The 23,565-nt window shown below is 68.1% G+C and carries 24 protein-coding genes; 13 read left to right on the forward strand and 11 right to left on the reverse strand.

Features of this window, described 5'->3' with window-relative positions; genetic code table 11:
• Position 1: 1 nt before the first annotated feature.
• The 10 genes from ABE485_RS20535 to ABE485_RS20580 all read left to right on the forward strand — a co-directional run bounded on the left by ABE485_RS20535 (position 2) and on the right by ABE485_RS20580 (position 9,720).
• Entirely contained in the window at positions 2-1,459 is a 1,458-nt protein-coding gene (locus ABE485_RS20535) for a 2-hydroxymuconic semialdehyde dehydrogenase (protein WP_346517118.1), read from the forward strand.
• 22 nt (positions 1,460-1,481) lie between these two features.
• Positions 1,482-1,916 (forward strand): RidA family protein, encoded by a 435-nt coding sequence (locus ABE485_RS20540; RefSeq protein WP_346517119.1) that lies wholly within the window; start codon positions 1,482-1,484, stop codon positions 1,914-1,916.
• Positions 1,917-1,937: 21 nt separating this feature from the next.
• Positions 1,938-2,984, forward strand: coding sequence for a LysR substrate-binding domain-containing protein (locus tag ABE485_RS20545; protein ID WP_430795450.1), 1,047 nt, complete (start codon positions 1,938-1,940; stop codon positions 2,982-2,984).
• Between the two features lie 510 nt (positions 2,985-3,494).
• Positions 3,495-4,046, forward strand: coding sequence for a 3-hydroxyanthranilate 3,4-dioxygenase (locus tag ABE485_RS20550; protein WP_346517121.1), 552 nt, complete (start codon positions 3,495-3,497; stop codon positions 4,044-4,046).
• Between the two features lie 13 nt (positions 4,047-4,059).
• Positions 4,060-5,064: an amidohydrolase family protein gene (locus ABE485_RS20555; protein ID WP_346517122.1), complete on the forward strand. Its 1,005-nt coding sequence runs from the start codon at positions 4,060-4,062 to the stop codon at positions 5,062-5,064.
• A 51-nt stretch (positions 5,065-5,115) separates the two neighbouring features.
• Entirely contained in the window at positions 5,116-6,291 is a 1,176-nt protein-coding gene (locus tag ABE485_RS20560) for an ABC transporter substrate-binding protein (RefSeq protein ID WP_346517123.1), read from the forward strand.
• A gap of 40 nt (positions 6,292-6,331) precedes the next feature.
• Positions 6,332-7,252: a branched-chain amino acid ABC transporter permease gene (locus ABE485_RS20565; RefSeq protein ID WP_346517124.1), complete on the forward strand. Its 921-nt coding sequence runs from the start codon at positions 6,332-6,334 to the stop codon at positions 7,250-7,252.
• A 13-nt stretch (positions 7,253-7,265) separates the two neighbouring features.
• Positions 7,266-8,249 (forward strand): branched-chain amino acid ABC transporter permease, encoded by a 984-nt coding sequence (locus tag ABE485_RS20570; protein WP_346517125.1) that lies wholly within the window; start codon positions 7,266-7,268, stop codon positions 8,247-8,249.
• On the forward strand, positions 8,246-9,013 hold the full coding sequence (locus tag ABE485_RS20575; protein ID WP_346517126.1) for an ABC transporter ATP-binding protein: 768 nt from the start codon (positions 8,246-8,248) through the stop codon (positions 9,011-9,013). Before ABE485_RS20570 ends, ABE485_RS20575 begins: the two co-directional genes overlap by 4 nt.
• The gene (locus ABE485_RS20580) at positions 9,010-9,720 is read left to right on the forward strand and encodes an ABC transporter ATP-binding protein (RefSeq protein ID WP_346517127.1); all 711 of its coding nucleotides are present in this window, start codon (positions 9,010-9,012) and stop codon (positions 9,718-9,720) included. Before ABE485_RS20575 ends, ABE485_RS20580 begins: the two co-directional genes overlap by 4 nt.
• Here the strand turns inward: ABE485_RS20580 and ABE485_RS20585 are convergent.
• The 9 genes from ABE485_RS20585 to ABE485_RS20625 all read right to left on the reverse strand — a co-directional run bounded on the left by ABE485_RS20585 (position 9,717) and on the right by ABE485_RS20625 (position 19,594).
• Positions 9,717-10,787 (reverse strand): Ldh family oxidoreductase, encoded by a 1,071-nt coding sequence (locus ABE485_RS20585; RefSeq protein WP_346517128.1) that lies wholly within the window; start codon positions 10,785-10,787, stop codon positions 9,717-9,719. The two genes, ABE485_RS20580 and ABE485_RS20585, sit on opposite strands and share 4 nt — an antisense overlap.
• Before the next feature lie 10 nt (positions 10,788-10,797).
• Entirely contained in the window at positions 10,798-12,318 is a 1,521-nt protein-coding gene (locus ABE485_RS20590; protein ID WP_346517129.1) for a mannitol dehydrogenase family protein, read from the reverse strand.
• A gap of 60 nt (positions 12,319-12,378) precedes the next feature.
• Positions 12,379-13,914 (reverse strand): UxaA family hydrolase, encoded by a 1,536-nt coding sequence (locus ABE485_RS20595; protein WP_346517130.1) that lies wholly within the window; start codon positions 13,912-13,914, stop codon positions 12,379-12,381.
• A 31-nt stretch (positions 13,915-13,945) separates the two neighbouring features.
• Positions 13,946-14,812, reverse strand: coding sequence for a fumarylacetoacetate hydrolase family protein (locus ABE485_RS20600; RefSeq protein WP_346517131.1), 867 nt, complete (start codon positions 14,810-14,812; stop codon positions 13,946-13,948).
• A gap of 33 nt (positions 14,813-14,845) precedes the next feature.
• The gene (locus ABE485_RS20605; protein WP_346517132.1) at positions 14,846-15,592 is read right to left on the reverse strand and encodes an SDR family oxidoreductase; all 747 of its coding nucleotides are present in this window, start codon (positions 15,590-15,592) and stop codon (positions 14,846-14,848) included.
• Positions 15,593-15,606: 14 nt separating this feature from the next.
• Entirely contained in the window at positions 15,607-17,016 is a 1,410-nt protein-coding gene (locus ABE485_RS20610; protein ID WP_346517133.1) for a TRAP transporter large permease, read from the reverse strand.
• Between the two features lie 51 nt (positions 17,017-17,067).
• On the reverse strand, positions 17,068-17,694 hold the full coding sequence (locus ABE485_RS20615) for a TRAP transporter small permease (RefSeq protein ID WP_346517134.1): 627 nt from the start codon (positions 17,692-17,694) through the stop codon (positions 17,068-17,070).
• Between the two features lie 63 nt (positions 17,695-17,757).
• A complete protein-coding gene (locus ABE485_RS20620; protein ID WP_346517135.1) occupies positions 17,758-18,732 on the reverse strand; it encodes a sialic acid TRAP transporter substrate-binding protein SiaP in 975 nt (324 codons plus the stop codon).
• Positions 18,733-18,883: 151 nt separating this feature from the next.
• On the reverse strand, positions 18,884-19,594 hold the full coding sequence (locus ABE485_RS20625; RefSeq protein WP_346517136.1) for a FadR/GntR family transcriptional regulator: 711 nt from the start codon (positions 19,592-19,594) through the stop codon (positions 18,884-18,886).
• A gap of 172 nt (positions 19,595-19,766) precedes the next feature.
• Between ABE485_RS20625 and ABE485_RS20630 the strand changes: the two genes are divergently transcribed.
• The 3 genes from ABE485_RS20630 to pyrF are packed head-to-tail and all read left to right on the forward strand — an operon-like array spanning position 19,767 to position 22,359.
• On the forward strand, positions 19,767-20,165 hold the full coding sequence (locus ABE485_RS20630) for a diacylglycerol kinase (RefSeq protein ID WP_313621545.1): 399 nt from the start codon (positions 19,767-19,769) through the stop codon (positions 20,163-20,165).
• 48 nt (positions 20,166-20,213) lie between these two features.
• On the forward strand, positions 20,214-21,533 hold the full coding sequence (locus ABE485_RS20635; RefSeq protein ID WP_346517137.1) for an NAD(P)/FAD-dependent oxidoreductase: 1,320 nt from the start codon (positions 20,214-20,216) through the stop codon (positions 21,531-21,533).
• Positions 21,534-21,540: 7 nt separating this feature from the next.
• Entirely contained in the window at positions 21,541-22,359 is an 819-nt protein-coding gene (pyrF, locus tag ABE485_RS20640; protein WP_346517138.1) for an orotidine-5'-phosphate decarboxylase, read from the forward strand.
• A gap of 98 nt (positions 22,360-22,457) precedes the next feature.
• Here pyrF and ABE485_RS20645 read toward each other — a convergent pair whose 3' ends face one another.
• Both ABE485_RS20645 and ABE485_RS20650 read right to left on the reverse strand, forming a co-directional pair.
• Positions 22,458-23,024 (reverse strand): CinA family protein, encoded by a 567-nt coding sequence (locus ABE485_RS20645; RefSeq protein ID WP_346517139.1) that lies wholly within the window; start codon positions 23,022-23,024, stop codon positions 22,458-22,460.
• Positions 23,021-23,527 (reverse strand): phosphatidylglycerophosphatase A family protein, encoded by a 507-nt coding sequence (locus ABE485_RS20650; protein WP_346517150.1) that lies wholly within the window; start codon positions 23,525-23,527, stop codon positions 23,021-23,023. Before ABE485_RS20650 ends, ABE485_RS20645 begins: the two co-directional genes overlap by 4 nt.
• Positions 23,528-23,565 lie beyond the last annotated feature (38 nt).

The following is a 23,565-nucleotide window of genomic DNA, read 5'->3' on the forward strand; positions in this document are numbered from 1 at the left end:
CATGACGATCCGCCAACTGCGCAATTACCTGGACGGCCGTTTCGAAGACGGCATTTCCACCTTCGACAAGCACAGCCCGGTGGACGGGCAACTGATCGCGCAAGTCCACGAGGCCGGCCGCGGCCAGGTCGACCGCGCGGTCGCCGCGGCCCGCAGGGCGCTGCCGGCATGGGCGGGCCTGTCCGTGGCCGCGCGGACGGACCATCTGCTGGCCCTGGCGGACGGCATCGACCGGCGCTTCGACGACTTTCTGCAGGCCGAGATCGGCGACACGGGCAAGCCCGTGGGCTGGGCCGGCAGGATCGACATCCCGCGCGGCGCGGCCAACTTCCGGACCTTTGCGGAACTGGCGCGCACGCTGGACATGGAAAGCTACATGACCGACACGCCGGACGGCCGCCAGGCGTTGAACTACGCCTACCGCAAGCCGCTGGGCGTGGTGGGAGTCATTTCCCCGTGGAACCTGCCGCTGCTGCTGCTGACCTGGAAAGTGGCGCCGGCCCTCGCCTTCGGCAACACGGTGATCATGAAACCGTCCGAAGTCACCCCGTCCACCGCCACGCTGCTGGCCGAGGTCGCCCACGAAACCGGGCTGCCGCCGGGCGTGCTGAACCTGACGCACGGCTTTGGCCCGGATTCGGCCGGTGAATTCATGACCACCCATCCCGACATCGACGGCATCACCTTTACCGGCGAATCCGCCACGGGCGCCGCCATCATGCGCGCGGTGGCGCCCGGCGTGAAGCCGGTGTCATTCGAGCTGGGGGGCAAGAACGCCGCACTGGTGTTCGCCGATGCCGACTTCGACGCGGCCGTCGACGGCGTGACCCGCTCCGTGTTCGCCAATTGCGGCCAGGTCTGCCTGTGCACCGAACGCGTCTACGTCGAGCGCCCCATCTACCAGCGCTTCGTCGACGCCCTGGCGGCGCGCGCCCGCGACATGCGCATCGGCTGGCCGATGGATCCCGAAACCGAGATGGGCCCGCTGGTGTCGCGCGAACACCGGGAAAAAGTCCTGTCCTACTTTGCGCTGGCCCGCCAGGAAGGCGCCACGGTCGTGGCCGGCGGCGGCGTGCCCGTCTTCGGCGACGCCCGCGACGATGGCGCCTACGTGCAGCCCACGATCTGGACCGGCCTGTCCGAGGATGCCCGCTGCATCAAGGAAGAGGTCTTCGGCCCCGTCTGCCACGTAGCGCCGTTCGACACCGAGGAAGAAGCCATCCGCCTCGCCAACGACACCCGCTATGGCCTGGCGGCCGCCGTCTGGACGCAGAACCTGACCCGCGGACACCGCGTGGCGCAAGCCATGCAGGTCGGGCTGGCGTGGGTGAACTGCTGGTTCCTGCGCGACCTGCGCACGCCCTTCGGCGGCAGCGGCCTGTCCGGCATCGGCCGCGAAGGCGGCCGCCATTCCCTGCATTTCTACACCGAGCCCACCAACGTCTGCATCAAGCTCTGACCACCACGCAAAGGAACGCACGATGAACCAGCCCACCGTCAGCGCCACCACCGTCGCCGGCAAGGCCACGCCCCGCGGCAAGTACCCCCACATCAAGCGCGCAGGCGACTTCCTGTTCGTCTCCGGCACCAGCTCGCGCCTGCCCGACAACCGCATCGCCGGCGCCGACGTCGACGCCATGGGCACCGCAACGCTCGACATCCGCGTCCAGACGCGCGCCGTCATCGAGAACATCCGCGACATCCTGGCAACCGCCGGCGCCACGCTTGGCGACGTGGTCGAGATCAGTACTTTCCTGGTCAACATGAATGACTTCGGTGGATACAATCAGGTCTACGGCGAGTACTTCGACGCCGACGGTCCGGCGCGCACCACGGTTGCAGTGCACCAGTTGCCGCACCCCCAGCTGCTGATCGAGATCAAGGCGGTCGCCTACAAGCCCGTCCGCCAGGCCTGACGGCATCGCGGGCGGCGCAAGATGGGCGGCGGCATTTCGGGTTCACCCAAGGAAAAGGACGCACGCCCCCGACCAGCCGCCGGGGCGGCCGCACGGATGTCGAACTTCCGCATCACGCCCAACGCGCTCAGCCACAAGCTCAAGCTGCACCAGCTTCAAATCTTCGAGCGCGTGCTGGCCCGCCGGTCGCTGTCGCGCGCCGCCAGTGAACTGCACCTGACCCAGCCCACCGTCACCAAGGCGATCCACGACCTGGAAGCCTTCTTCGGCGCCACGCTCTTCGAACGCTCCAACCGCGGCGTCACGCCCACCGAACTGGCCCTGGTGCTGGGCCGGCGCGTCCATGCCATGATGGCCGAGGTCCGCTACATGGCCGACGACATCGACGCCGTGCTGGGCGGCGCAAGCGGCCACGTAGTCGTGGGCACCCTCATCGCGGCGTCCGCCAAGCTCCTGCCCGAAGCCATCGCCCGCCTCATGACGGAGCATCCCGGCATCCAGGTCACGGTGCGCGAAGGCCCCTCCGCCCAACTGCTGCCCGCGCTCGCCACCGGCGACGTCGACATCGTCGTCGGCCGCCTGCCCGGCGCCGACATGGCCTCCATCTCCGGCGTCGCCGTCGACCATCACAAGCTCTATCACGAAGCCCTGTGCCTGGTCGTCGGCGCGCAGCACCCGATGGCCGGCGCCGACCACATTTCCCTTGCAGACCTGATGGACCACATCTGGATCCTGCCCGCGCCCACCTCGCCCCTGCGCGCCTCGATCGAACGCACCTTCTTCGACGCCGGCCTGCGCCTGCCGACCCGCCACGTCGAATCGCTATCCCTGCTGACCAACATCGGCGTGCTCATGCACAGCGACGCGCTCGCCCTCATCCCCTACGACGCCGCCGCGCAATTCCTGTCCATGGGCCTCCTGGCCCGCCTGCCCACCAACGTCTTCGGCGCCTTCGGCGACGTCGGCTACTCCATCCGCGCCGACCGCCCGCTGACGCCAGCGTGCCAGCGGCTGGTGGACTATCTGAAACTGATCACAGCGCAACGGCAGGCAACTGCTGACCTATAGCGATTCGCCGCAAGGTAACGCCACGACGCCCGCCTCACGCGCGTAGCGTCACCATCCCGACGCAAGACACCAAGTAAGCCCCACAAGGCCGCCCGCGCGGCCGACCTGGGGCGGGCCCTGCAAGAGGCTCCAAACCCAACCCGTCAGAGACAAGAACCTAAAGGACTCCAATCGCCCGCGCGACCTGCAAGCACGAACCGCGAGAGCCCGGTGTGGCGGCGGCCTGGGGCGCGCGGGGCGTGTAGATGCGCCCGAGGGAAACCGTAGGGAGCCGAAGGCGGACGAGGTTGACGCAGGGGCAGTCCGGAGCGAAGGCTCCGGACCGCAATCGTAGCCCCGCGCGCCCCAGGCCGCCGCCACACCGGGCGTCTTAAGAACCAACAAGCTCCCAGGGAAACCCCGCGATAGATAACCCGCATATCCAACCGCACAATTTCTATTGTGCAGCCCACCATCCCCCCGCCTAGACTTCACCATCACCCGCTAGTCAAGCGCCCCACGGAGACCCTCATGCCCGCCTACGGCCCGCCGTTGAATTTCCAGCGCTGGATCCAGGACCACGCGCACCTGCTCAAGCCTCCCGTCGGCAACCAGCAGATCTGGCAGGACAGCGACTTCATCGTCACCGTCGTCGGCGGCCCCAACCACCGCACCGACTACCACGACGACCCGCTCGAGGAATTCTTCTACCAGGTCCGCGGCAACGCCTGGCTGTCGCTGTGGATCGACGGCAAACCCGAGCGCGTCGACCTCAAGGAAGGCGACATCTTCCTGCTGCCGCCCCACGTGCGCCATTCCCCGCAGCGCCCCGAAGCCGACAGCGCCTGTCTGGTCATCGAACGCCAGCGCCCCGCGGGCCTGGTGGACGGCTTTGAATGGTATTGCCCGCATTGCGGCCACCTGGTGCATCGCGTCGAAGTCCAGCTCAAGAGCATCGTCACCGACCTGCCGCCGCTCTTCCAATCCTTCTACGCCAGCCCCGAAAAGCGCACCTGCCCCGGCTGCGGCGAAATCCATCCCGGCAAGGGCCACGCACCTTCCGCGCAGCCCACCCCCGCCTAGTCCTCATCCAGACATGATCCAAAAAATCGACATGCACGCGCACTTCTTCCCGCCGATCACCCGGCAGGAAGCGGCCGCGCTCGATCCCGTCAACGCCCCCTGGCTGCGGCCCGACGCCGATGGCACCACCGGGCAGATCATGGCCGGCGACAGGCCCTTCCGCCCCGTCGACGCCACCCTGTGGGATCCCGCGCTGCGCGTGCGGCAGATGGACCGCCACGGCGTCGACGTGCAGATCCTCTGCGCCACCCCGATCATGTTCGGCTACACCTATCCCGCGCGCGCCGCGGCGGACTGGGCCGCGCGCATGAACGACCTGGCGCTCGAACACTGCGCTCATGCGCCGTCCCGCCTGAAGGCGCTGGCGCAGGTGCCGCTGCAGGACCTGGACCTGGCGTGCCGCGAGGCCTCGCGGTCCCGCGCCGCCGGCCACCTCGGCGTGCAGATCGGCAACCACGTCGGCCCGCGCGACCTGGACGACGACACCCTCGTGCAATTCCTGGTCCATTGCGCCAACGACGGCATTCCCGTGCTGGTGCATCCATGGGACATGATGACCGACGGCCGCATGAAGAAGTGGATGCTGCCCTGGCTGGTCGCCATGCCCGCCGAAACCCAGCTCGGAATCCTGTCCCTGATCCTGTCCGGCGCCTTCGAGCGCATCCCGCGCAGCCTCAAGCTGTGCTTCGCCCACGGCGGCGGCAGCTTCGCCTACCTGCTGGGCCGCGTCGACAACGCCTGGCGCCATCGCGACATCGTGCGCGAAGACTGCCCGCAACTGCCCTCTTCCTACACCGACCGCTTCTACACCGACAGCGCGGTGTTCGACCCGCGCTCGCTACGCCTGCTGATCGACGTGATGGGCGAAGACCGCGTGCTGCTCGGGTCGGACTATCCGTATCCGCTGGGCGAGCAGGAAGTCGGCAAGCTTGTCGCGCACGCCGACCTGCTGCCCGGCGTGCAGCAGAAGATCCTGTTCCGCAACACGATGACGTTCTTTGGCTTGCAGGCGCAATAGCGCCCCATCACATCCACGACCGTGACACACGGCATAGCAAGGGGAATCACCATGAAACGCATCCACACGCTGGCCGCCGCGGCGGCCCTGGGGCTCTCGATGGGCGCGGCCGCGCACGCCGACGTCAAGATCGGCCTGCTGACCACGCTGACCGGCCCCGGCTCAGTGCTGGGCCAGGACCAGCTCGACGGCTTCATGCTGGCCGTCGAGCAAGGCGGCGGCAAGCTGGGCGGCGTACCCGTCCAGGTCATCAAGGAAGACGACCAGTTCAAGCCCGAAGTCGGCGTGCAGGCCGCGCGCAAGCTGGTGCAGAGCGACAAGGTGCCCATCATCACCGGCGTCGTGTATTCCAACGTCATGCTGGCGGTCGTGCGCCCCGTGACCAGCGCCGGCGTGTTCCTGGTGGGCTCCAACGCCGGCCCGACCAACCTGGCCGGCAAGGACTGTTCGCCCTTCTTCTTTTCCACCTCCTGGAACAACACCCAGCGCCACGAAGGCAGCGGCGAAATGGCCAACCAGATGGGGTTCAAGAAGGTCTACCTGCTGGCGCCCAATTACCAGGCCGGCAAGGACGCCATGGCCGGCTTCAAGCGCTTCTACAAGGGCGACGTGACGAACGAAGTTTTCACCCAGGTGAACCAGCCCGACTACTCCGTCGAACTGGCGGCGCTGGCGGACGCCAAGCCCGATGCGGCGTACGTGTTCTTTCCCGGCGGCATGGGCGTGAACTTCATCAAGCAGTACCGCCAGGCGGGCCTCTTCGGCAAGATCCCGCTGCTGTCGGTGGACACCATCGACGGCGCCACCCTGCCCGCGCTGCAAAAGGATGCGCTGGGCGCGGTCACCAACGTGCCGTACTCGCCGGACCTGGACAACGCCGCCAACAAGGCCTTCGCGGCGGCGTTCCGCCAGAAGTACGGCCGCGAACCGTCCAGCTACGCCGCGCAGTCCTGGGACGCGGCCCAGCTGATCGGGTCCGCGCTCAAGAAAACCGGCGGCAAGGTCGACGACAAGGAAGCCCTGCGCAAGGCCCTGGAATCCGCCGACTTCCAGTCCGTGCGCGGTGAATTCCGCTATCAGCCCAACCACTTCCCGGTCGCCGGATTCTTCCGCGCGGACGTCGCGGCCGGCGCCGACGGCAAGGTGGGCTTCGTGAACAAGGGCCCCATCTTCCCCGACCTGGCCAAGGTCTCCGACCAGTACGCCGCCCAGTGCGCCATGAAGTGATGCGGGCGGCCCCCGGGGCCGCCGGCCAGGGTTGAACCTTATGTCCACGACGCTGCTCCTGGTGCAGGCCCTGAACGGCCTGCAACTCGGAATTCTCCTGTTCCTGCTGGCCGCCGGCCTGACGCTGGTGTTCGGCATCATGAACTTCATCAACCTGGCGCATGGATCGCTGTACATGATGGGCGCCTTCATCGCGGCCACCGTGTTCCGGCACACCGGCTCCTTCCTGCTGGCCGCGGCGGCGGTCGTGGCCGGCTTGGCGGCCCTGGGGCTGCTGCTGGACCGCATCGCGCTGGCGCGGCTGTATCCGCGCGAACACCTGGACCAGGTGCTGGCCACGTTCGGCTTCATCCTGTTCTTCAATGAACTCACCCGCATCATCTGGGGGCCGGCGCCGATCAGCATGGGGCTGCCCTCCTGGCTGTCCGGCACCATCGATATCCTGGGCGTGACCTATCCGCTGTACCGGTTCCTCATCATCGTGGTGGGACTGCTGGTCGCGGCGGGCTGCTATGTGCTGATCCACCGCACGCGGCTGGGCATGCTGATCCGCGCCGGCTCCACCGACCGCATGATGGTCGGCGCGCTGGGCGTGAACATAGCCCGGCTGAACACGCTGCTGTTCGTGCTGGGCGCCGTGCTGGCCGGCCTGGCGGGACTGATGGCCGGGCCCATCCTGTCGGCGCAGACCGGCATGGGAGAGCCCATCCTGATCCTGACGCTGGTGGTGATCGTGATCGGCGGCATCGGCTCGGTGCGCGGCGCGTTCCTGGCCGCGCTGATGGTGGGGCTGATCGATACGCTGGGACGCGCCCTGCTGCCCGCTCTGCTGCGCGCCGCCCTGCCGCCGGCCGCCGCCAACGCCGCGGGGCCGGCGATCGCGTCGATGCTGATCTACATCGTCATGGCCCTGGTGCTGGCGATGCGGCCGCAGGGCCTGTTTCCGGTCAGGCACGGATAAGGACGGAGACGACATGATCAATCCCTCTCCACGCACGCTGGCCGCCACCGCCCTGCTGCTGCTGCTTGCGCTGGTGCCCGTGTATGCGCAATGGCAGGGCGAACCCTTCCTGCTGGCGCTGTTCGGGCGCGTGCTGGTCTATGGCATCGCCGCGCTGGCGCTCAACCTGCTGCTCGGCTACGGCGGCATGGTGAGCTTCGGCCACGCCCTGTACCTGGGCCTGGGCGCCTATGCGGTAGGTGTGCTGTCGCACTACGGCATCGAGAACGGCTGGCTGCACCTGGCGGCCGCGGCGGGCGCCTGCGCGGTCGTCGGCCTGGTCAGCGGCTACGTGGTCATGCGCACGAACGGCATCGCCTTCATCATGATCACGCTGGCGTTCGCACAGATGTTCTACTTCCTGGCGACCGGGCTGGAAGGCTTCGGCGGCGACGACGGCATGTCGCTGTTCGCTGGCAGCGATTTCGGCCTGTTCCGGCTGGACACGCCGCTGGCGCTGTACTGCGCGGCGTTCGGCGTGCTGCTGCTGGTGCTCGGGCTGATGCACCGGCTGATCCACGCGCCCTTCGGCATGGCGTTGCGCGGCTGCCAGGCCAACGAACGGCGCATGCGGGCGCTGGGGTTTCCCACCCTGCGCTACCGGCTTGCGGCCTACGTGATCTCGGCGGTCATCTGCGGCGTGGCCGGCGTGCTGCTGGCCAACCTGACGATGTACGTTTCCCCGTCATACCTCGCCTGGACCACCTCCGGCGAACTGATCGTGATGGTGGCGCTGGGCGGCATCGGCACGCTGTTCGGACCGGTGGCGGGCGCGCTGGCGTTCCTGCTGCTGGAAGAAGGGCTGAAACTGCTGACGGAGCACTGGATGCTGATCATGGGGCTCCTGATCGTCGGCGTGGTGCTGGCCTCGCGGCGCGGCGTGTACGGCAGCCTGTCGCCCGCGCCCTGGCGCATCGCCCGCCGCGCCGCGCACCGTCCTTCCGGAGAGCCCCAATGAGCGCGCTGCGCATCGAGAACCTGGAAAAACGCTATGGCGGACTGACGGTCACCGACAAGCTGTCGCTGGACGTGGCCAGCGGCGAGCTGCATGCCGTCATCGGACCCAACGGCGCCGGCAAGACAACCCTGATCGGGCAGTTGAGCGGCGAACTGCGGCCCGACGCCGGGCGCGTGCTGCTCGACGGCAAGGACGTCACCCGCATGCCCGTGGAAAAGCGGGTGCGCCACGGCCTCGCGCGTTCTTATCAGATCACCTCCGTCTTCAAGCCCTTCACCGCGCTGGAGAACGTCGCCATGGCGGTGCAGGCGCGGCGCGGCCACAGTTTCCGGTTCTGGCGGCCGGTAAAGGCGACGCCGGCATTGACGGAGCCGGCCCGCGACGCGCTGGCCCTGGCGGGCCTGTCGGCCCGCGCGGACACGCCGGCAAGCGAGCTGGCCCACGGCGAACTGCGGCAACTGGAACTGGCCATGGTGCTGGCCTGCCAGCCGTCGCTGCTGCTGCTGGACGAGCCCATGGCCGGCATGAGCCAGCACGAGTCCGAAGCCATGACCCGCCTGCTGCTGCAACTGCGCGGCCGCTACACGATCCTGCTGGTGGAGCACGACATGCAGGCGGTCTTCGCCCTGTCCGACCGCATCACGGTGCTGGTGTACGGGCGCGCGCTGGCCTGCGGCACCGCCGACCAGATCCGCAACGATCCCCAGGTCCGCGAATGCTATCTGGGCAGCGAGCGCGGCCGCGCCCGGGAGGTCCGCGCATGACCGCCCTGCTCTCGCTGCGCGGCGTCACCGCGCATTACGGCGCCAGCCAGGCCCTGTTCGGCATCGACCTGGACATCGGACCCGGCGAATTCGTCACCCTGCTGGGGCGCAACGGCATGGGCAAATCCACCACCGTGAAGGCAGTGATGGGGTTGAATCCCGCCAGCCGCGGCGCCATTTCGTTCGACGGCGCCGACATCAGCAGGCTTCCCGCCTACAAGGTGGCCCAGCGCGGCATCGGGCTGGTGCCCGAAGGGCGCCACATCTTTCCCAACCTGTCCGTGCGTGAAAACCTGGTGGCCACGGCGCACAACCGGCAGGGCGCGGCTCGCCCCTGGACGCTGGACCGCGTCTATGGCCTGTTCCCCCGCCTGTCCGAACGCGCCCGGCACCTGGGCAGCCACCTGTCCGGCGGCGAACAGCAGATGCTGGCGATCGGGCGCGCGCTGCTGACCAATCCGCGCCTGCTGATCCTGGACGAGGCCACCGAAGGGCTGGCGCCCGTGGTGCGCGAGGAAATCTGGGCCGCGCTGCAATCGCTGAAGCAGACGGGCCTGGCCGTGCTTTGCATCGACAAGAACCTGGAGCCGCTCCTGGCCACGGCCGACCGGCATGCCATCGTGGAAAAGGGCCGCGTCGCCTGGACGGGATCGTCGCAGGCGTTCATCCAGGACGAGGCCCGGCTGCTGCAGTACCTGGGCGTCTAGGCGTCTGCCGGGCGCCGCCAGGCCTTGCGCGCCGGCAGCGCCACGCCCAGCCGGCCGCTCCAATCCTGCATCTCGGCCCACAAGGCCGGCGGCACCGGCAGTCCGTGCTGCCGGCGTTCGGCCTGCGCGGCGGCCTCGGGATCGCCCGGCATGCGCGGCGCACCCGGGGCTTGCGACAGTTCCAGCGCCATTCCCGCCACCACCGCGGCCAGCGCCGCGCCGCCGACGAACCGAGCGGGATCGATGACGATGAAGAAGGCGCCCAGTTCGCGCGGACGCTCCAGCGCTTCGTACATGGACGAGATATGCGGACCGAACGGATTGCCGTTCAACGGCCCGCAAAGCAGCTCGACCATCATCGCCAGGCCGTAGCCCTTGTAGCCGTATTCCTCGCCGCCCAGCGGTCGCAAGGCGCGCGCCGCCTGCGCGTCCGTGCAATCCCGGCCCCGCGCATCCAGCGCCACGCCCGCAGGCAGCGCCACGCCGTCGCGACGGGCGTTCATGACGCGGTTCCAGGGAATGGCGGTGGTGGCCATGTCCAGGCAGAGGGGCTCGCCGTCCGCGCGCGGAAACGCCAACGAGATGGGGTTCGTGCCGAAGAAGGGCTCGCGTCCGCCGAAGGGCGCGGCGATGGAATCCGAATGCGTGAACGCGATGCCGATATGACCCTGCCGGGCCGCCGCCCGGCTATACAGGCCGATGGCCCCGCAATGCGAGGAATCGCTGACGCCCACCGCCGCCACGCCCGCGGCCCCGGCCAATTCGATCGCCAGCGCATTGGCCCGATGGGCCACCACGATGCCCTGCCCCTGCCCGCCATGCACCTGGGCCGTGCCCGGGCCGGTGCGCGTGATGCCGATTTGCGGCCGGGCAAGAATGGAGCCGTGCGCGACCCGGTTCAGATAATGGGGCAGGCGCGCAATGCCATGCGAATCGATGCCCCACAGGCTGGTCTGGGCCAGGCTGTCGGCCAGGCAGCGCGCGTCTTCGTCCGGGAAGTCCTGGGCCAGCAGGCAATCGACGGCCCAGCGCTCCCATCCGGCGGCATCGACCCGGCTCCCGTCCATATTTGGCTTCCTATGTGGCCGCCTGCACGGCGCGGATCACGCCAAGCTCGCGCAGCGCTTCGAGCTGCGTGGCCAGGCTGGAGACGAACTCGGTGGAATCGCCCAGCGTGCCGAACACCGGCTTGAACCGGGCCAGCACCATCGCCCGCCGCTGCGGCGACTGCGACGGAGCGGCCGCGCGCGCCGCGACCTCGGCGCGCGAGAGCAGCTTGGCCAGCCGCGCGGCCATCGGGTCCTGGATGTCGTGGCGGCCGCCCTGCTCGTTCTCGCCGCGCAGATAGTGCAGCCAGGCCGCCACCGCCAGGGTCAGGCGCTGGATGTCGTGCCCTTCGCGCAGGCGGTCGCGGATCGTGTCCAGCAGGCGCTGCGGCAGCTTCTGCGAGCCGTCCATGGCGATCTGCCGGAGCGGATGCGGCAGCGCCGGATTGGAGATCCGCTCGAGGAAGCGCTCGCGATACTCTTCCAGCCCCGCATCGGGAATGCCGCGCAGCGTCGGCGCGATCTCCTCGCGCATCATGGCCTCGACGAAGGCGCGCAGGGCGGGCGTGTTCACGGCTTCGGCCATGGTCTGCAGGCCCATCGATGCGCCCAGGTAGGCCAGCGCCGAATGCGGCCCGCTGACCATGCGCAGCTTCAGGCGTTCATAGGGCGCCGCGTTGCGCACAAAAGTGGCGCCACCCTGGGCGTCCCAGGCCGGACGGCCCGCCGCGAACTTGTCTTCGATGACCCAGTTCAGGTAGGGCTCGCCCAGCACCGGCCAGGCGTCCTCAACGCCGAGCCGCCCGGCGATCCGCTGGCGGTCGTGGTCCTGCGTGACGGGCACGATGCGGTCCACCATGGAATTCGGGAAGGTGCAGTGGCGGTCGATCCAGTCGGCCAGCGTCACGTCGACCCGCAGGGCGAACGCCAGCACCAGGCTGCGCAGGGTGTCGCCGTTGCCGCGCAGGTTGTCGCAGGACAGCAGCGTGACCGGCGGCAGGCCGCGTTCGCGGCGCAGGGCCAGTCCATGCACCAGGATGCCGATGGTGCTGCGCGGCCGCAGCGGATTTTCAAGGTCGTGCAGGATGTCGGGGTCGTCCCAGCGCAGGTGGCCGGTGGCGGGCTCGTGGCTGTAGCCCTTTTCCGTGACGGTCAGGCTGACGATGCGCGTCTGCGGATACGCAATGCGTTCCAGCACCGCGTTGGGGTCTTCGTCGGCCACCATCACCCGCAGGACCGAGCCCACGACGCGCAGCTGTTCGCGTTCCTGGCCGTCGGGCCCGGCGTCGCGCACGGCCAGCGTGTACAGGCCGTCCTGGGGGGTCAGGGCGTCGCGGGTGGCGGGTTGGCGCAGGGACACGCCCAGGATGCCCCAGCTCAGGTCTCCGCTGGCCTGCATGGCCTGGTCCGTCACGACCGCCTGGTGGGCGCGGTGAAAGGCGCCCAGCCCCAGGTGCACGATGCCCGGCGTCAGCCGGCTTCGGTCGTAGCTGGGCTTTTCCACGTCTGCGGGCAGACGCGGCAACGACTCCGTATTCAAACGTTCAAGCATGGATGAGCAGTGCCAAGAGTGGGCGCAACGCCAGGGTATAGCATGCCCCGTGCCGTCTCGCTACATCACCGCGCCCAGTTGCCACGGAACGAACTCGTTTTGCCCGTAGCCGTGCGTCTCGCTGCGCGTGCGCCGGCCGGACGCGGTCTGCAGCATCAGCTGGAAAATGCGTTCGCCCATCTGCGCCACGCTCTGCTCGCCGTCAACCACTTCGCCGCAATTGATGTCGATGTCGTCCGACTGGCGCTGCCACAGCGCGGTGTTGGTGGACAGCTTCAGGGACGGCGCCGGCGCGCAGCCATAGGCGGACCCGCGCCCGGTAGTGAAGCAGATCAGGTTGGCGCCCCCCGCCACCTGGCCGGTGGCGGACACGGGGTCGTAGCCCGGCGTGTCCATGAACACCAGGCCGCGGGTGCGCACCGACTCGGCGTATTCGTAGACGTCGGTAAGGTTGGTCGTGCCGCTCTTGGCGATCGCGCCCAGCGATTTTTCCAGGATGGTGGTCAGGCCGCCCGCCTTGTTCCCGGCCGAGGGATTGTTGTCCATCTCGGCGTCATTGCGGGCGCAGTAGTCCTCCCACCAGCGCACGCGCGCCAGCAGCTTGGCGGCCACGGCGGGGGTTTCGGCCCGGCGCGTCAGCAGATGTTCGCCGCCGTAGATCTCGGGCGTCTCGGACAGGATGGCCGTGCCGCCGTGGCGCACCAGCAGGTCGACCGCCGCGCCCAGGGCAGGATTGGCGCTGATGCCGGAGTAGCCGTCCGATCCGCCGCACTGCAGGCCCACCGTCAGATGGCTGGCCGGCACGGCCTGGCGCTGGACGCGGTTGGCCTGGTTCAGCATGCGTTCGACCAGTTCGATGCCGCGCGCCACGGTCTTGCGCGTGCCGCCGGTGTCCTGGATGTTGAAGGTGTGCAGCATGCCGCTTTCGCGCAGGTGCTCCTGCTCCATCAGGCCGCCGATCTGATTGGTTTCGCAGCCCAGCCCCACGACCATCAGCCCGCCGAAGTTGGGATGGCGCGCATACCCGCCCAGCGTGCGGCGCAGCACCCGCAGCGGCTCGCCGTCGCTGCCCGTGGCGCAGCCCGCGCCGTGCGTCAGCGCCACCACCCCGTCGACGTTCGGACAGGAGGCCAGCGCCTCGGGCCGGATGTCGCGACGAAAATGGTCGGCGATGGCGCGCGCCACCGTGGCCGAACAGTTCACGCTGGTCAGGATGCCGATGTAGTTGCGCGTGGCGATGCGGCCGTCGGCGCGCACGATGCCATCGAACATCGCCGGCGCCGCCACGTAATCGGTGGCGTGCGCGCCCTGCCCGACCGCATAGTCGCGCTCGAAGTCCGAGAACTCCAGGTTGTGGGTATGGACATGCTGGCCGGGCGCGATGTCCTGCCGCGCCACGCCGATGATCTGGTTGTAGCGCCGCACCGGCTCGCCGGCGGCGATGGCGCGCACGGCCACCTTGTGGCCGGGCGGCACCAGGCCCGCGACCGTCACCCCCTCGCTGTCCAGGCGCGTGCCGCTGACGAGCTGCCGCCTGGCGATCACCACGTTGTCCGCCGGGTGGATGCGTATCACTGCGGTATCGGTCTGGGACATGAGGACTCCGGAGCGCAAGGGGATGATTCGTTCAGCCGTCGATCAGGGCGGGATCCCAGGCATGGACGCGCTGGCGCTGTTCGCCCAGGCCCGCGATGCCCAGCTTCATCTCGTCGCCGGCCTTCAGGTATACCGGGGCGGGCTTCTGGCCCATGCCCACGCCGGGCGGCGTGCCCGTGCTGATCAGGTCGCCCGGGTACAGCGTCATGAAGCGGCTGACGTAGGCCACCAGCTGCGCCACGCCGAACACCATGGTGCGGGTGCTGCCGTTCTGGTAGCGCTTGCCGTTCACTTCCAGCCACATTTCCAGGTCCTGCGGATCGGGGATCTCGTCCGCCGTGGCCAGCCAGGGACCGACCGGGCCGAAGGTGTCGCAGCCCTTGCCCTTGTCCCAGGTGCCGCCGCGTTCGATCTGGTATTCGCGCTCGGACACGTCGTTCACCACGCAGTAGCCGGCCACGTGCTTCATCGCGTCGGCCTCGCTGACGTAGCGCGCCTTTTCGCCGATGACCACGCCCAGTTCCACTTCCCAATCCGTCTTGACCGAATCCTGCGGCAGCACGACCGGATCGTTGCAGCCCACCACGGCCGACGTGGTCTTCATGAAGATGACGGGCTCGGCCGGCACCGGCAGGCCGGACTCGGCGGCATGGTCCGCGTAGTTCAGGCCGATGCAGATGAACTTGCCCATGCCGCTCCACGGCGGGGCAATGCGTGCCGGCTGCGCCACCAGCGGCAGGGTCGACGGATCCAGCGCGCGCAGCTCCGCCAGCTTGGCGGGGCTGAGGGTCTGGGCCGTGATGTCGGAGATCACCCGGGACAGGTCGCGGACCTGGCCCTGGGCATCGATCAGGGCGGGCTTTTCAGCGCCCTTGGCGCCATGGCGCATCAGTTTCATAGCAAGTTCCTTGTTGCTGCGGTAGGGGGGAATTCAATTGGACCAGCCGCCGTCGATCACCTGGGCGGTGCCCGTGGTGAAGGCGGATTCGTCGCTGGCAAGATACACCGCCAGCGCGGCGATCTCTTCCGCGCGGCCGATGCGGCCCATGGGCTGGCGCGCCGTGAACGCGGCTTCCACCGCCGCGACGGACTGGCCGCTGGCCTGCGCCTGCGCGTCGATGCGCTGGCGCAGCGACGGCGATTCCACGGTGCCGGGGCAGATCGCATTGCAGCGTATGCCCTGGGCCACGTAGTCCGCGGCCACCGCCTTGGTCAGGCCGATGACCGCCGCCTTGGTGGCGCCGTAGGCGCAGCGGTTGGGCGCGCCCTTGATGCTGCCCGCCACCGAGGCCATGTTGACGACCGACCCCGCGCCGCGCGCCAGCATGCCCGGCAGGCAGGCGCGGATGAGCAGGTACATGGACCGCACGTTCAGGTTGAACGAAAAATCCCAGGCGTCTTCGTCGCAATCCAGGATGGTGCCGGCGTGCACGAAACCCGCGCCGTTGAACAGCACGTCGACAGGGCCGGCGTCCTGCGCCAGCGCGCGCACCGCGCGGCCGTCGGTCACGTCCAGCACCTGGGTGCGGCAGCCGGCCAGGCTTTGCAGGGCCTCGCCGTTCAGGTCCAACGCCAGCACGTCCGCGCCCTCGCGCGCATAGGCCTGCGCCACGGCGCGTCCGATGCCTTGCCCGGCGGCGGTGACGATGGCGGTCTTGCCTTGCAGTCTTCCAGCCATGTGCGTGTTTCCTTTTATTTGCCGGCCATGCCCATTGCGGTGGGCAGCCACAGGGTGATCTGGGGAATGTAGGTGATGGCGATCAGCGCCACGAACAGCGGCACCAGCCACGGCAGGATGGCCATCGTGGTGCGCTCGACGGACAGCCTGGCCACCCGCGCCAGCACGAAGAGCACCATCCCCATCGGCGGATGCAGCAGGCCGATCATCAGGTTCAGGGTCATGATCAGGCCGAAGTGGATCGGATCGATGCCCAGCTTCAGCACGATCGGCAACAGGATCGGCACCAGGATGGTGATGGCGGCGATCGTGTCGATGAAGCAGCCCACGATCAGGATCAGCACGTTGGCCATCAGCAGGAACACCCACTTGTTCTGCGTCACGCTCAGGATGGCGTCGGTCAGGGCCTGCGCGGCCTGCGTCGTGGTCAGCAGCCAGGCGAACACCGACGCCGCCGTCACGATGAACAGCACCGACGCCGTGGTCTCGATGGTGTCGAACGAGGCCTTGGCCAGCGTGCGCAGCGTCATGGAGCGATACCGCACCAGGCCCAGGAACAGCGCCCAGAGCACGGCGGCCACCGCGGCCTCGGTGGGCGTGAACCAGCCCAGCGTCATGCCGCCGATCAGGATCACGGGCGCCATCAGGGCCATGACGGCCGAGAAATTGAACTTCCAGTCCAGGAGCAGCAATGCCGCGAAGGCGACGCCGGTGGCAAGGTTGGGCGACACGCCCGCCAGCGTCATCAGCCAGATGGACAGCGGGAACGACAGCACGATCAGCACTTCCAGCCCCGCCCCGCCCAGCCGCTTCCAGTTGAAGGCGACGTCGCCGCCCCAGTTGTTGCGGCGCGCGTAGTAGGCCACCGTGATCATCATCAGGATCGTCAGCACGAGCCCCGGGATCAGCCCCGCCAGGAACAGCGAACCAATCGACACGTTGGCCATCATGCCGTAGATGACGAAGGGCAGCGACGGCGGGATGATCGGGCCCAGCGTGGCCGACGCGGCGGTGACGCCCACCGCGAACTCGGTCTGGTAGCCGTGATCCTTCATGGCCTTGATCTCGATGGTGCCCAGGCCCGCGGCGTCGGCGATGGCCGTGCCGGACATGCCGGCGAACACCACCGACCCGATGATGTTCACCTGCCCCAGGCCGCCGCGCATCCACCCCACCAGCGCGACCGCGAAGTTGTAGATGCGCCCGGTGATGCCGGCGATGTTCATCAGGTTGCCCGCCAGGATGAAGAACGGCACCGCCAGCAGCGGAAAAGATTCGACGCCCGCGATCATGCGCTGCGCGATCACCACGTCCGGCACGCTGCCCGAGACCAGGATGAACAGCAGCGAGGCGCCCGCCATGGACACCGCCACCGGCAGCCCCATGACCATCAACAGCAGAAAGGATCCAATCAGTATGCCCATGAATCGCTCCAGGAAATGCACTGCGGTTTCTTGGGTGCTGCGGTTCGCGCTTCAGTCCAGCGACTCGTAGGCCGCCGGGTTCTCCAGGATCGAATATCCCTGCCGCCAGTTGCGCACCGACACCTGCAGCGACCTCACGAACATCATGACAAAGCCCGCCAACGCCACCCAGTACACAAAGGCCTTGTTCCAGAACAGCGTGGTCATGGGCTCGTCGCCCACCAGCACGATGTAGCGGTAGGTCAGCCACACCGCATAGCCAAAAAAGGCGGTGCGCAGGATGTCGATCAGCGTCGACAGCGCGCGTCCCGCGGGCTTGGGCAGGTAGCGGTACAGGAAGTCCACCTGGATGTGGCGGCAGGCCCGCACGCACATGGCCGAGCCCACGAACACCACCCCGATCAGGCAATACACCGCCAGTTCTTCGGTCCAGGCGTAGGAATCGTTCAGCACGTAGCGGGAGAAAAACTGCAGGAAGACCAGCATCGCCATCGTCCAGAACATGGCAAGGCAGATCCAGTCTTCCGGCTGGTAGCCGGCCAGGCTGACCTCGTGGTGATCGGCCTCTTCGAAGCTATGGACGATCTCATCGACCGAGGCGGCCTGGTGCGGGCCGGGCGATTGCGCCGGCCCAGGGCTGACGGCCGCCATGGGCGCGGCCTTCGCGTTGGAATGCATGGAGTTCCCCTCGTCCGGGATCGGGTGACGACCGGCGGGCCGCGGCGGCGGCCCGCCCGCGGCTTACTTCACCGCCTGGATCTTTTCCCAATCCGACTTTTCGTAGCCGTACTGCTTGAACGGCACTTTCTCCAGCACGGTGTTGCGGAATTCGTCGACATTGACCTCGGCCACCGTCAGGCCGCGCTTTTTGAAGACCTCGACCATCTTCTTTTCGGAGTCGGCCACTTCCGCCGATGCCTTTTCCGCGGCCTGCTGCGCCACTTCGGCGAAGATCTTCTTGTCCTCGGCGGACAGGCTCTTCCAGAGCTTGCCGGAGATCACCGTGTTCAGGTGGTCGACGATGTGGCCCGTGAGGATGATGTTCTTCTGAACTTCGTAGAACTTCTTGGCCTCGATGGTGGTGAGCGGATTTTCCTGCGCTTCCACCGTGCCGTTCTGCAGGGCCAGGTAGACCTCGGCGAACGCGATGGGCGCCGTGTTGGCGCCACAGGCGCGCGGCATGGCCAGGTACGCGGCCACGTCCGGCACGCGGATCTTCAGGCCCTTCATTTCGGTGCACTTGGTGAACGGACGGTTCGACGTCGTCTGCCGCGTGCCGTAGTAGGTGGTGGCGACGATGTGGTTGCCGCTCTTCTCGTCGTAGCCGTTCGTGAGTTCCTTGTAGATGTCGCTCTTGGTGTAGGCGATCAGGTGTTCGGGACTGCGGAAGGTGTAGGGATAGTAGGTGACGCCGATGCGCGGAAAGCTCTTGGCGGCGAAGCTGGATCCGGAAATGATCATGTCCACCGTGCCCAGGGTCAGGCCCTGGTTGATATCGTTTTCCTTGCCCAGCTGAGAGGCGGGATAGACATCGATGTGATAGCGGCCGTTGGTGCGCTTTTCGATTTCCTGGGCCGCCCACACCGACGAGGTGTGGAAGGGTTCGGAAGTCTCGTACACGTGCGCCCACTTCAGTTTGGTCTGCGCCAGCGCGGTGCCGCTGACGGCAAGCGCGACGGCGGCAAACAGCACTTTGATAGCGTTGCCTGGCTTCATGTTGTCTCCTCTCTTTGAGGTGGCGGGCGCGGCGGATGGCATCCTTGGCCGGCCTGCGTCATGTTTTACATATGGAGTTCACCTACTGAGCTGCACCTGCGTACTGCGACTGCGATCCGGCGGCGCCAGGGCGCCGCCGGCTGTCTGCTATCTAGCGCAATGCCTCGGCCGCGCCGCCGGGCCAACTGGCCGTCAGGCGGTCGTACGAGCAGGAAAGATGATCATGCATGGCCGCCCGCGCGCCTTGCTCGTCGCCGGCCGCGATGGCGTCGATGACGCGGCGGTGCTCGGTGATGGCGACGGCCCAGCTGTCGGGGTTCTCGAAGTAGTCGCCCAGCTTCACGGACAGCGGATTGTGGCGTTCGTCGAACAGTTCGCCCACCACGCGCACCAGCACGGCGTTGTTGGCCATTTCCGCCACGCGCAGATGGAACAGCCGGTCTCCGCGGATGGGCACGCTGCCGGAAGCGGCTTCGTCTTCCATGGCGTTCACGGCGTCGCGCAGGCCCGTCACCAGCGCGGGCACGGGGTTGAGCGCGGCCTGCGCCGCCAGCTCGCCTTCTATCGTGCGGCGGGCGCGGATGGTTTCCAGCGGGCTTTCGGCGGTCAGGCTGGCGCCCGGGGCGCCGGCCTGGCTCTGGACGTACACGCCCGACCCCATGCGCACTTCCACCCAGCCTTCGACTTCCAGCGCGATCAGCGCTTCGCGCACCGACGGCCGGGACACGCCCAGCTTCAGGGCAAGGTCGCGCTCGGGCGGCAGGCGCGCGCCGGCCGGAAACTCGCCCGCATCGATCAGCAAACGCAGCTGGTCGGCGATCTGGCGGTACAAGCGGCGGGGCTCGATAGTCTGGATCGGCATGGAATACAGCTGGATGAAAGGGCAAAAAGGTAAAGTGGCCTTACCAATTGACCAGAATCCTGCGCCTGCTTCAGCTGGGTCACAATTAGGGTTTGCCCAAAGGCCCGTACCGTGCCACACGGGCAACCCTTATCTGTTAAAAAGCCGCCACACACGGCTTTCTTCCGATTCCATGACCCACGATCCGCAACACTCGCCCTTCAAAAGCACCGGCGGCGCGCGCCGCATCCTGAATGCGCTGCGCTATTCCTGGCAGGGCCTGAAGGCGGCCGTCAAATACGAAGCGGCGTTCCGCCAGGAACTGGCGCTGGCGGTCCTGATGATCCCGGCGGCGTTCTTCCTGGGCCGTACGACGGTCGAGGTCTTTTTCCTGGTGGGCGTGGTCATCATGGTGCTGGCGGCGGAACTGCTGAATTCCGCCATCGAGGCGTTGGCCGACGCGCTGTCGGTCGAGCGCCACCCGCTCCTGGGCCGGGCCAAGGACCTGGGCAGCGCAGCCGTGATGCTGCTGCTGATTTTCGCCGGAACGGTCTGGGTGGGGGTGGCCATCAGCCGTTTCGTCATGCATTGACACGGGTCGCATCTCATTGGGGATGCGACGCTATTTATACTGGGAGCCATGATGCCTAAATCGACGTCAGCACCCTCTGAGCGCATCGTCATTGTCGGCGGTGGCGCGGGCGGCCTGGAACTGGCCGCAAAACTGGGCCGTATCCACGGCCGCCAACACGTCACCCTGGTGGACAGCCGTCCCTTCCACATCTGGAAGCCGTCGCTGCACGAAGCCGCCGCGGGAACGCTGGACATCCACCAGGAAGGCCTTTCCTACCTGATGCTCGCCCACATGGACGGCTTTACGTTCGCGCAGGGCTGGCTTGAAAGCGTCGACCGCGAACGCCGCCAGATCACGGTAGGCGCCGTCGCCGACGCGCAGGGCCAGGAAGTCCTGCCGCGCCGCGAACTGGCCTACGACACGCTGGTGCTTGCCCTGGGCAGCACGTCCAACTTCTTCAACACCCCGGGCGCCGCCGAGCATGCGGTGACGCTGGACACCACGGAAAACGCCGAGCAGTTCCGCCTGACCATGCTCAAGGCCATGGCGCAGGTGGACCTGGCCAAGGTGCGCGATCCGTCCGCCCGCCTGGACCTGGTGATCGTGGGCGGCGGCGCCACCGGCGTCGAACTCGCGGTGGAACTGACCGAAGCCAGCCACGTCGTCAGCGCGTACGGACTGCCGAATTTCCGCGCCGAGCGCGACCTGGCCATCACGCTGGTCGAAGGCGCGCCGCGCATCCTGTCGGCGCTACCCGAGAAGATCTCGGTCGCGGCAACCAACCGCCTGACCGAACTGGGCATCCGCGTGGAAACGTCCTGCCGCGTGTCGGAAGTCACCGCCAGCACCGTGCGCACCGCCGACGGCCGCGAATTTCCCGCCCAGCTCTGCATGTGGGCAGCCGGCATCAAGGGCCCCGCCCTGCTGGCCGACCTGGGCCTGCCGCTGAACAAGCTGGGCCAGCTCGAAGTCAACGAACGCCTCGAAACGCCCGATCCGCACATCCTGGCGCTGGGCGACTGCTGCGCGGCGCCGTGGCGCGACGGCCGCACCGTGCCCGCCCGGGCCCAGGCCGCGCACCAGCAGGCGGACTACCTGGCCAAGAAGCTCACGGCCCGGCTGCGCCACGCGGCCGAGCCCACCGCCCCCTACGTCTACCAGGACCACGGTTCCCTGGTGTCGCTGGGCCAGGACGCCGGGGTCGGCAGCCTGATGGGCAAGCTGGCCGGACGGGGACTGTTCGTAAGCGGTACACTGGCGCGCTTGATGTACATGAGCCTGCACCTGATGCACCACAGAGCGGTGCTGGGCGCCTCGCGTACCGCCTCCCTTGCCCTGGCCCGCCTGCTCATGCGGCGCACTCGCCCGCGGGTCAAACTGCACTGAACTCCCCATGAATTTCCTGCAAAAACTCGAACACGCCTGGACCACCAGCAACTCGCTCCTGCAAGTCGGGCTGGATCCCGATCCGCAGCGCTTCCCCCGCGAATTGCAGGACAAGCCCGACGCCATCTTCCAGTTCTGCCGCGACATCGTCGACGCCACCGCGCCCTACGCCTGCAGCTTCAAGCCGCAGATCGCGTACTTTGCCGCGCACCGCGCCGAAGACCAGCTGGAAGCCCTGTGCCAGCACATCCGCGACAATCACCCGGACCTGCCCATCGTGCTGGACGCCAAGCGCGGCGACATCGGCTCCACGGCCGAAAACTATGCCCGCGAAGCCTACGAGCGCTACCAGGCGCACGCCCTGACCGTCAGCCCCTACATGGGCCTGGATTCGGTGGAGCCCTACCTTGCCTGGCGCGACCGCGGCGTGATCGTCCTGTGCCGCACGTCCAACCCCGGCGGCTCGGACTTGCAGTTCCTGAAAATGGACAACGGCGAGCCCCTGTACCTGCACGTGGCGGGGCTGGTGGCCGACAAGTGGAATGCCAACGGCCAGTGCGGCCTGGTGGTGGGCGCCACGTTCCCGAATGAACTGGCCGCCGTGCGCCAGCGCATCGGCGACGCGCTGCCCCTGCTGGTGCCCGGCATCGGCGCCCAGGGCGGCGACATCACCGCCACCGTGAACGCGGGCGCGAACGCCGCGCGCAGCGGCATGATGATCAATTCTTCGCGCGCCATCATCTACGCCAGCGGCGGCGACGATTGGCGCGAGGCCGCCGGCCAGGCAGCCAAGGGCCTGCGCGACGCGATCAACGCGGTGCGCTGAAAACCCGCCGCCCCGCCGCCGAGCCGCCTCAAGGCGGGGCAGCCCCCTCGGGGGGCAGCAAGCGAGCGAAGCGAGTGCGGCGTGGGGGCCCTTCCCCTTTAGCGCCGGTTGATCGGCGCTCCGATGAATGCCAGCACGCTGCGCAAAGCGAATTCCACCGAAGCCTGGCGCACCTGCGCCCGATCTCCGGGAAACACGTGCGTCACCGCGCGGCTGCTGATGCCGTCGCCCACCCGCATGGCAAAGCCGAAGCACACCATGCCCACGGGCTTGCCCGGCGTGGCGCCGCCCGGGCCGGCGATGCCCGTGGTCGACATCGCGACGTGCGCGCCCGGCACCGCCAGTAGCACGCCGTTGGCCATTTCGAGCGCCGTGGGTTCGCTGACCGCGCCGAAGTGATGCAGGGTCTCGGGAGACACCTCCAGCTCGGTCACCTTGGCGTCGTTGCTGTAGGTCACGAAGCCGCGCTCGAACCATTCGCTGGAACCGGCCACGGCCGTCACCGCGCCCGCCAGCAGGCCGCCCGTGCAGGACTCGGCGGTGCCCAGCATCCAGCCCTGGCGCCGCAGCACATCGCCCAGCCGCTCGGACAGGCCGAGGATGGTCGCTTCCGACAATTGCGCGGCCGACATGTTGGTCCGCGCGCCTTCTTGCTGATCGTTCATCCCAAGACTCCTGTGCGGGCCACCAGCGCCATCACCAGCAAGGCATAGCCGGCCGCCACGATATCGTCCCACATGACACCAAAGCCGCCCTTGACGTGGGCGTCGAAGAACTTGATGGGCGGCGGCTTGACGATGTCGAAGGTGCGGAACAGCACGAACGCCAGCGTCTGGGCCATCCAGCCGGCCGGCGTCAGCCACAGCACCAGCCAGAACGCCACCATCTCGTCCCAGACCATTCCGACATGATCCGCCTGCCGGAGTTCACGCCCCACCCGATGGCAGGCCCAGCAGCCGTACAGGAACGCCAGCGCCAGGAACACGCCGATGGCCAGGTCGGACGCCGCCGGCGCCGCCGCGACCCAGATGGCCCACGCAAGCAGCGTGCCCCAGGTTCCCGAGGCCGGCCGGATCAGTCCGCTGCCGAACCCGAAGGCGATCAGGCGGCCCGGATCCCGGCAGACCCAGGACAGTGCGGGGTACGCGGCCCGTGTGCGATCGCGCATGGAAGTGGACGGCTTATCGGAGGAAGGCATGGGTATTG

Source organism: Achromobacter spanius (assembly GCF_039673305.1).
In the GTDB taxonomy this organism is placed as follows: Bacteria; Pseudomonadota; Gammaproteobacteria; order Burkholderiales; family Burkholderiaceae_B; genus Achromobacter; species Achromobacter spanius_F.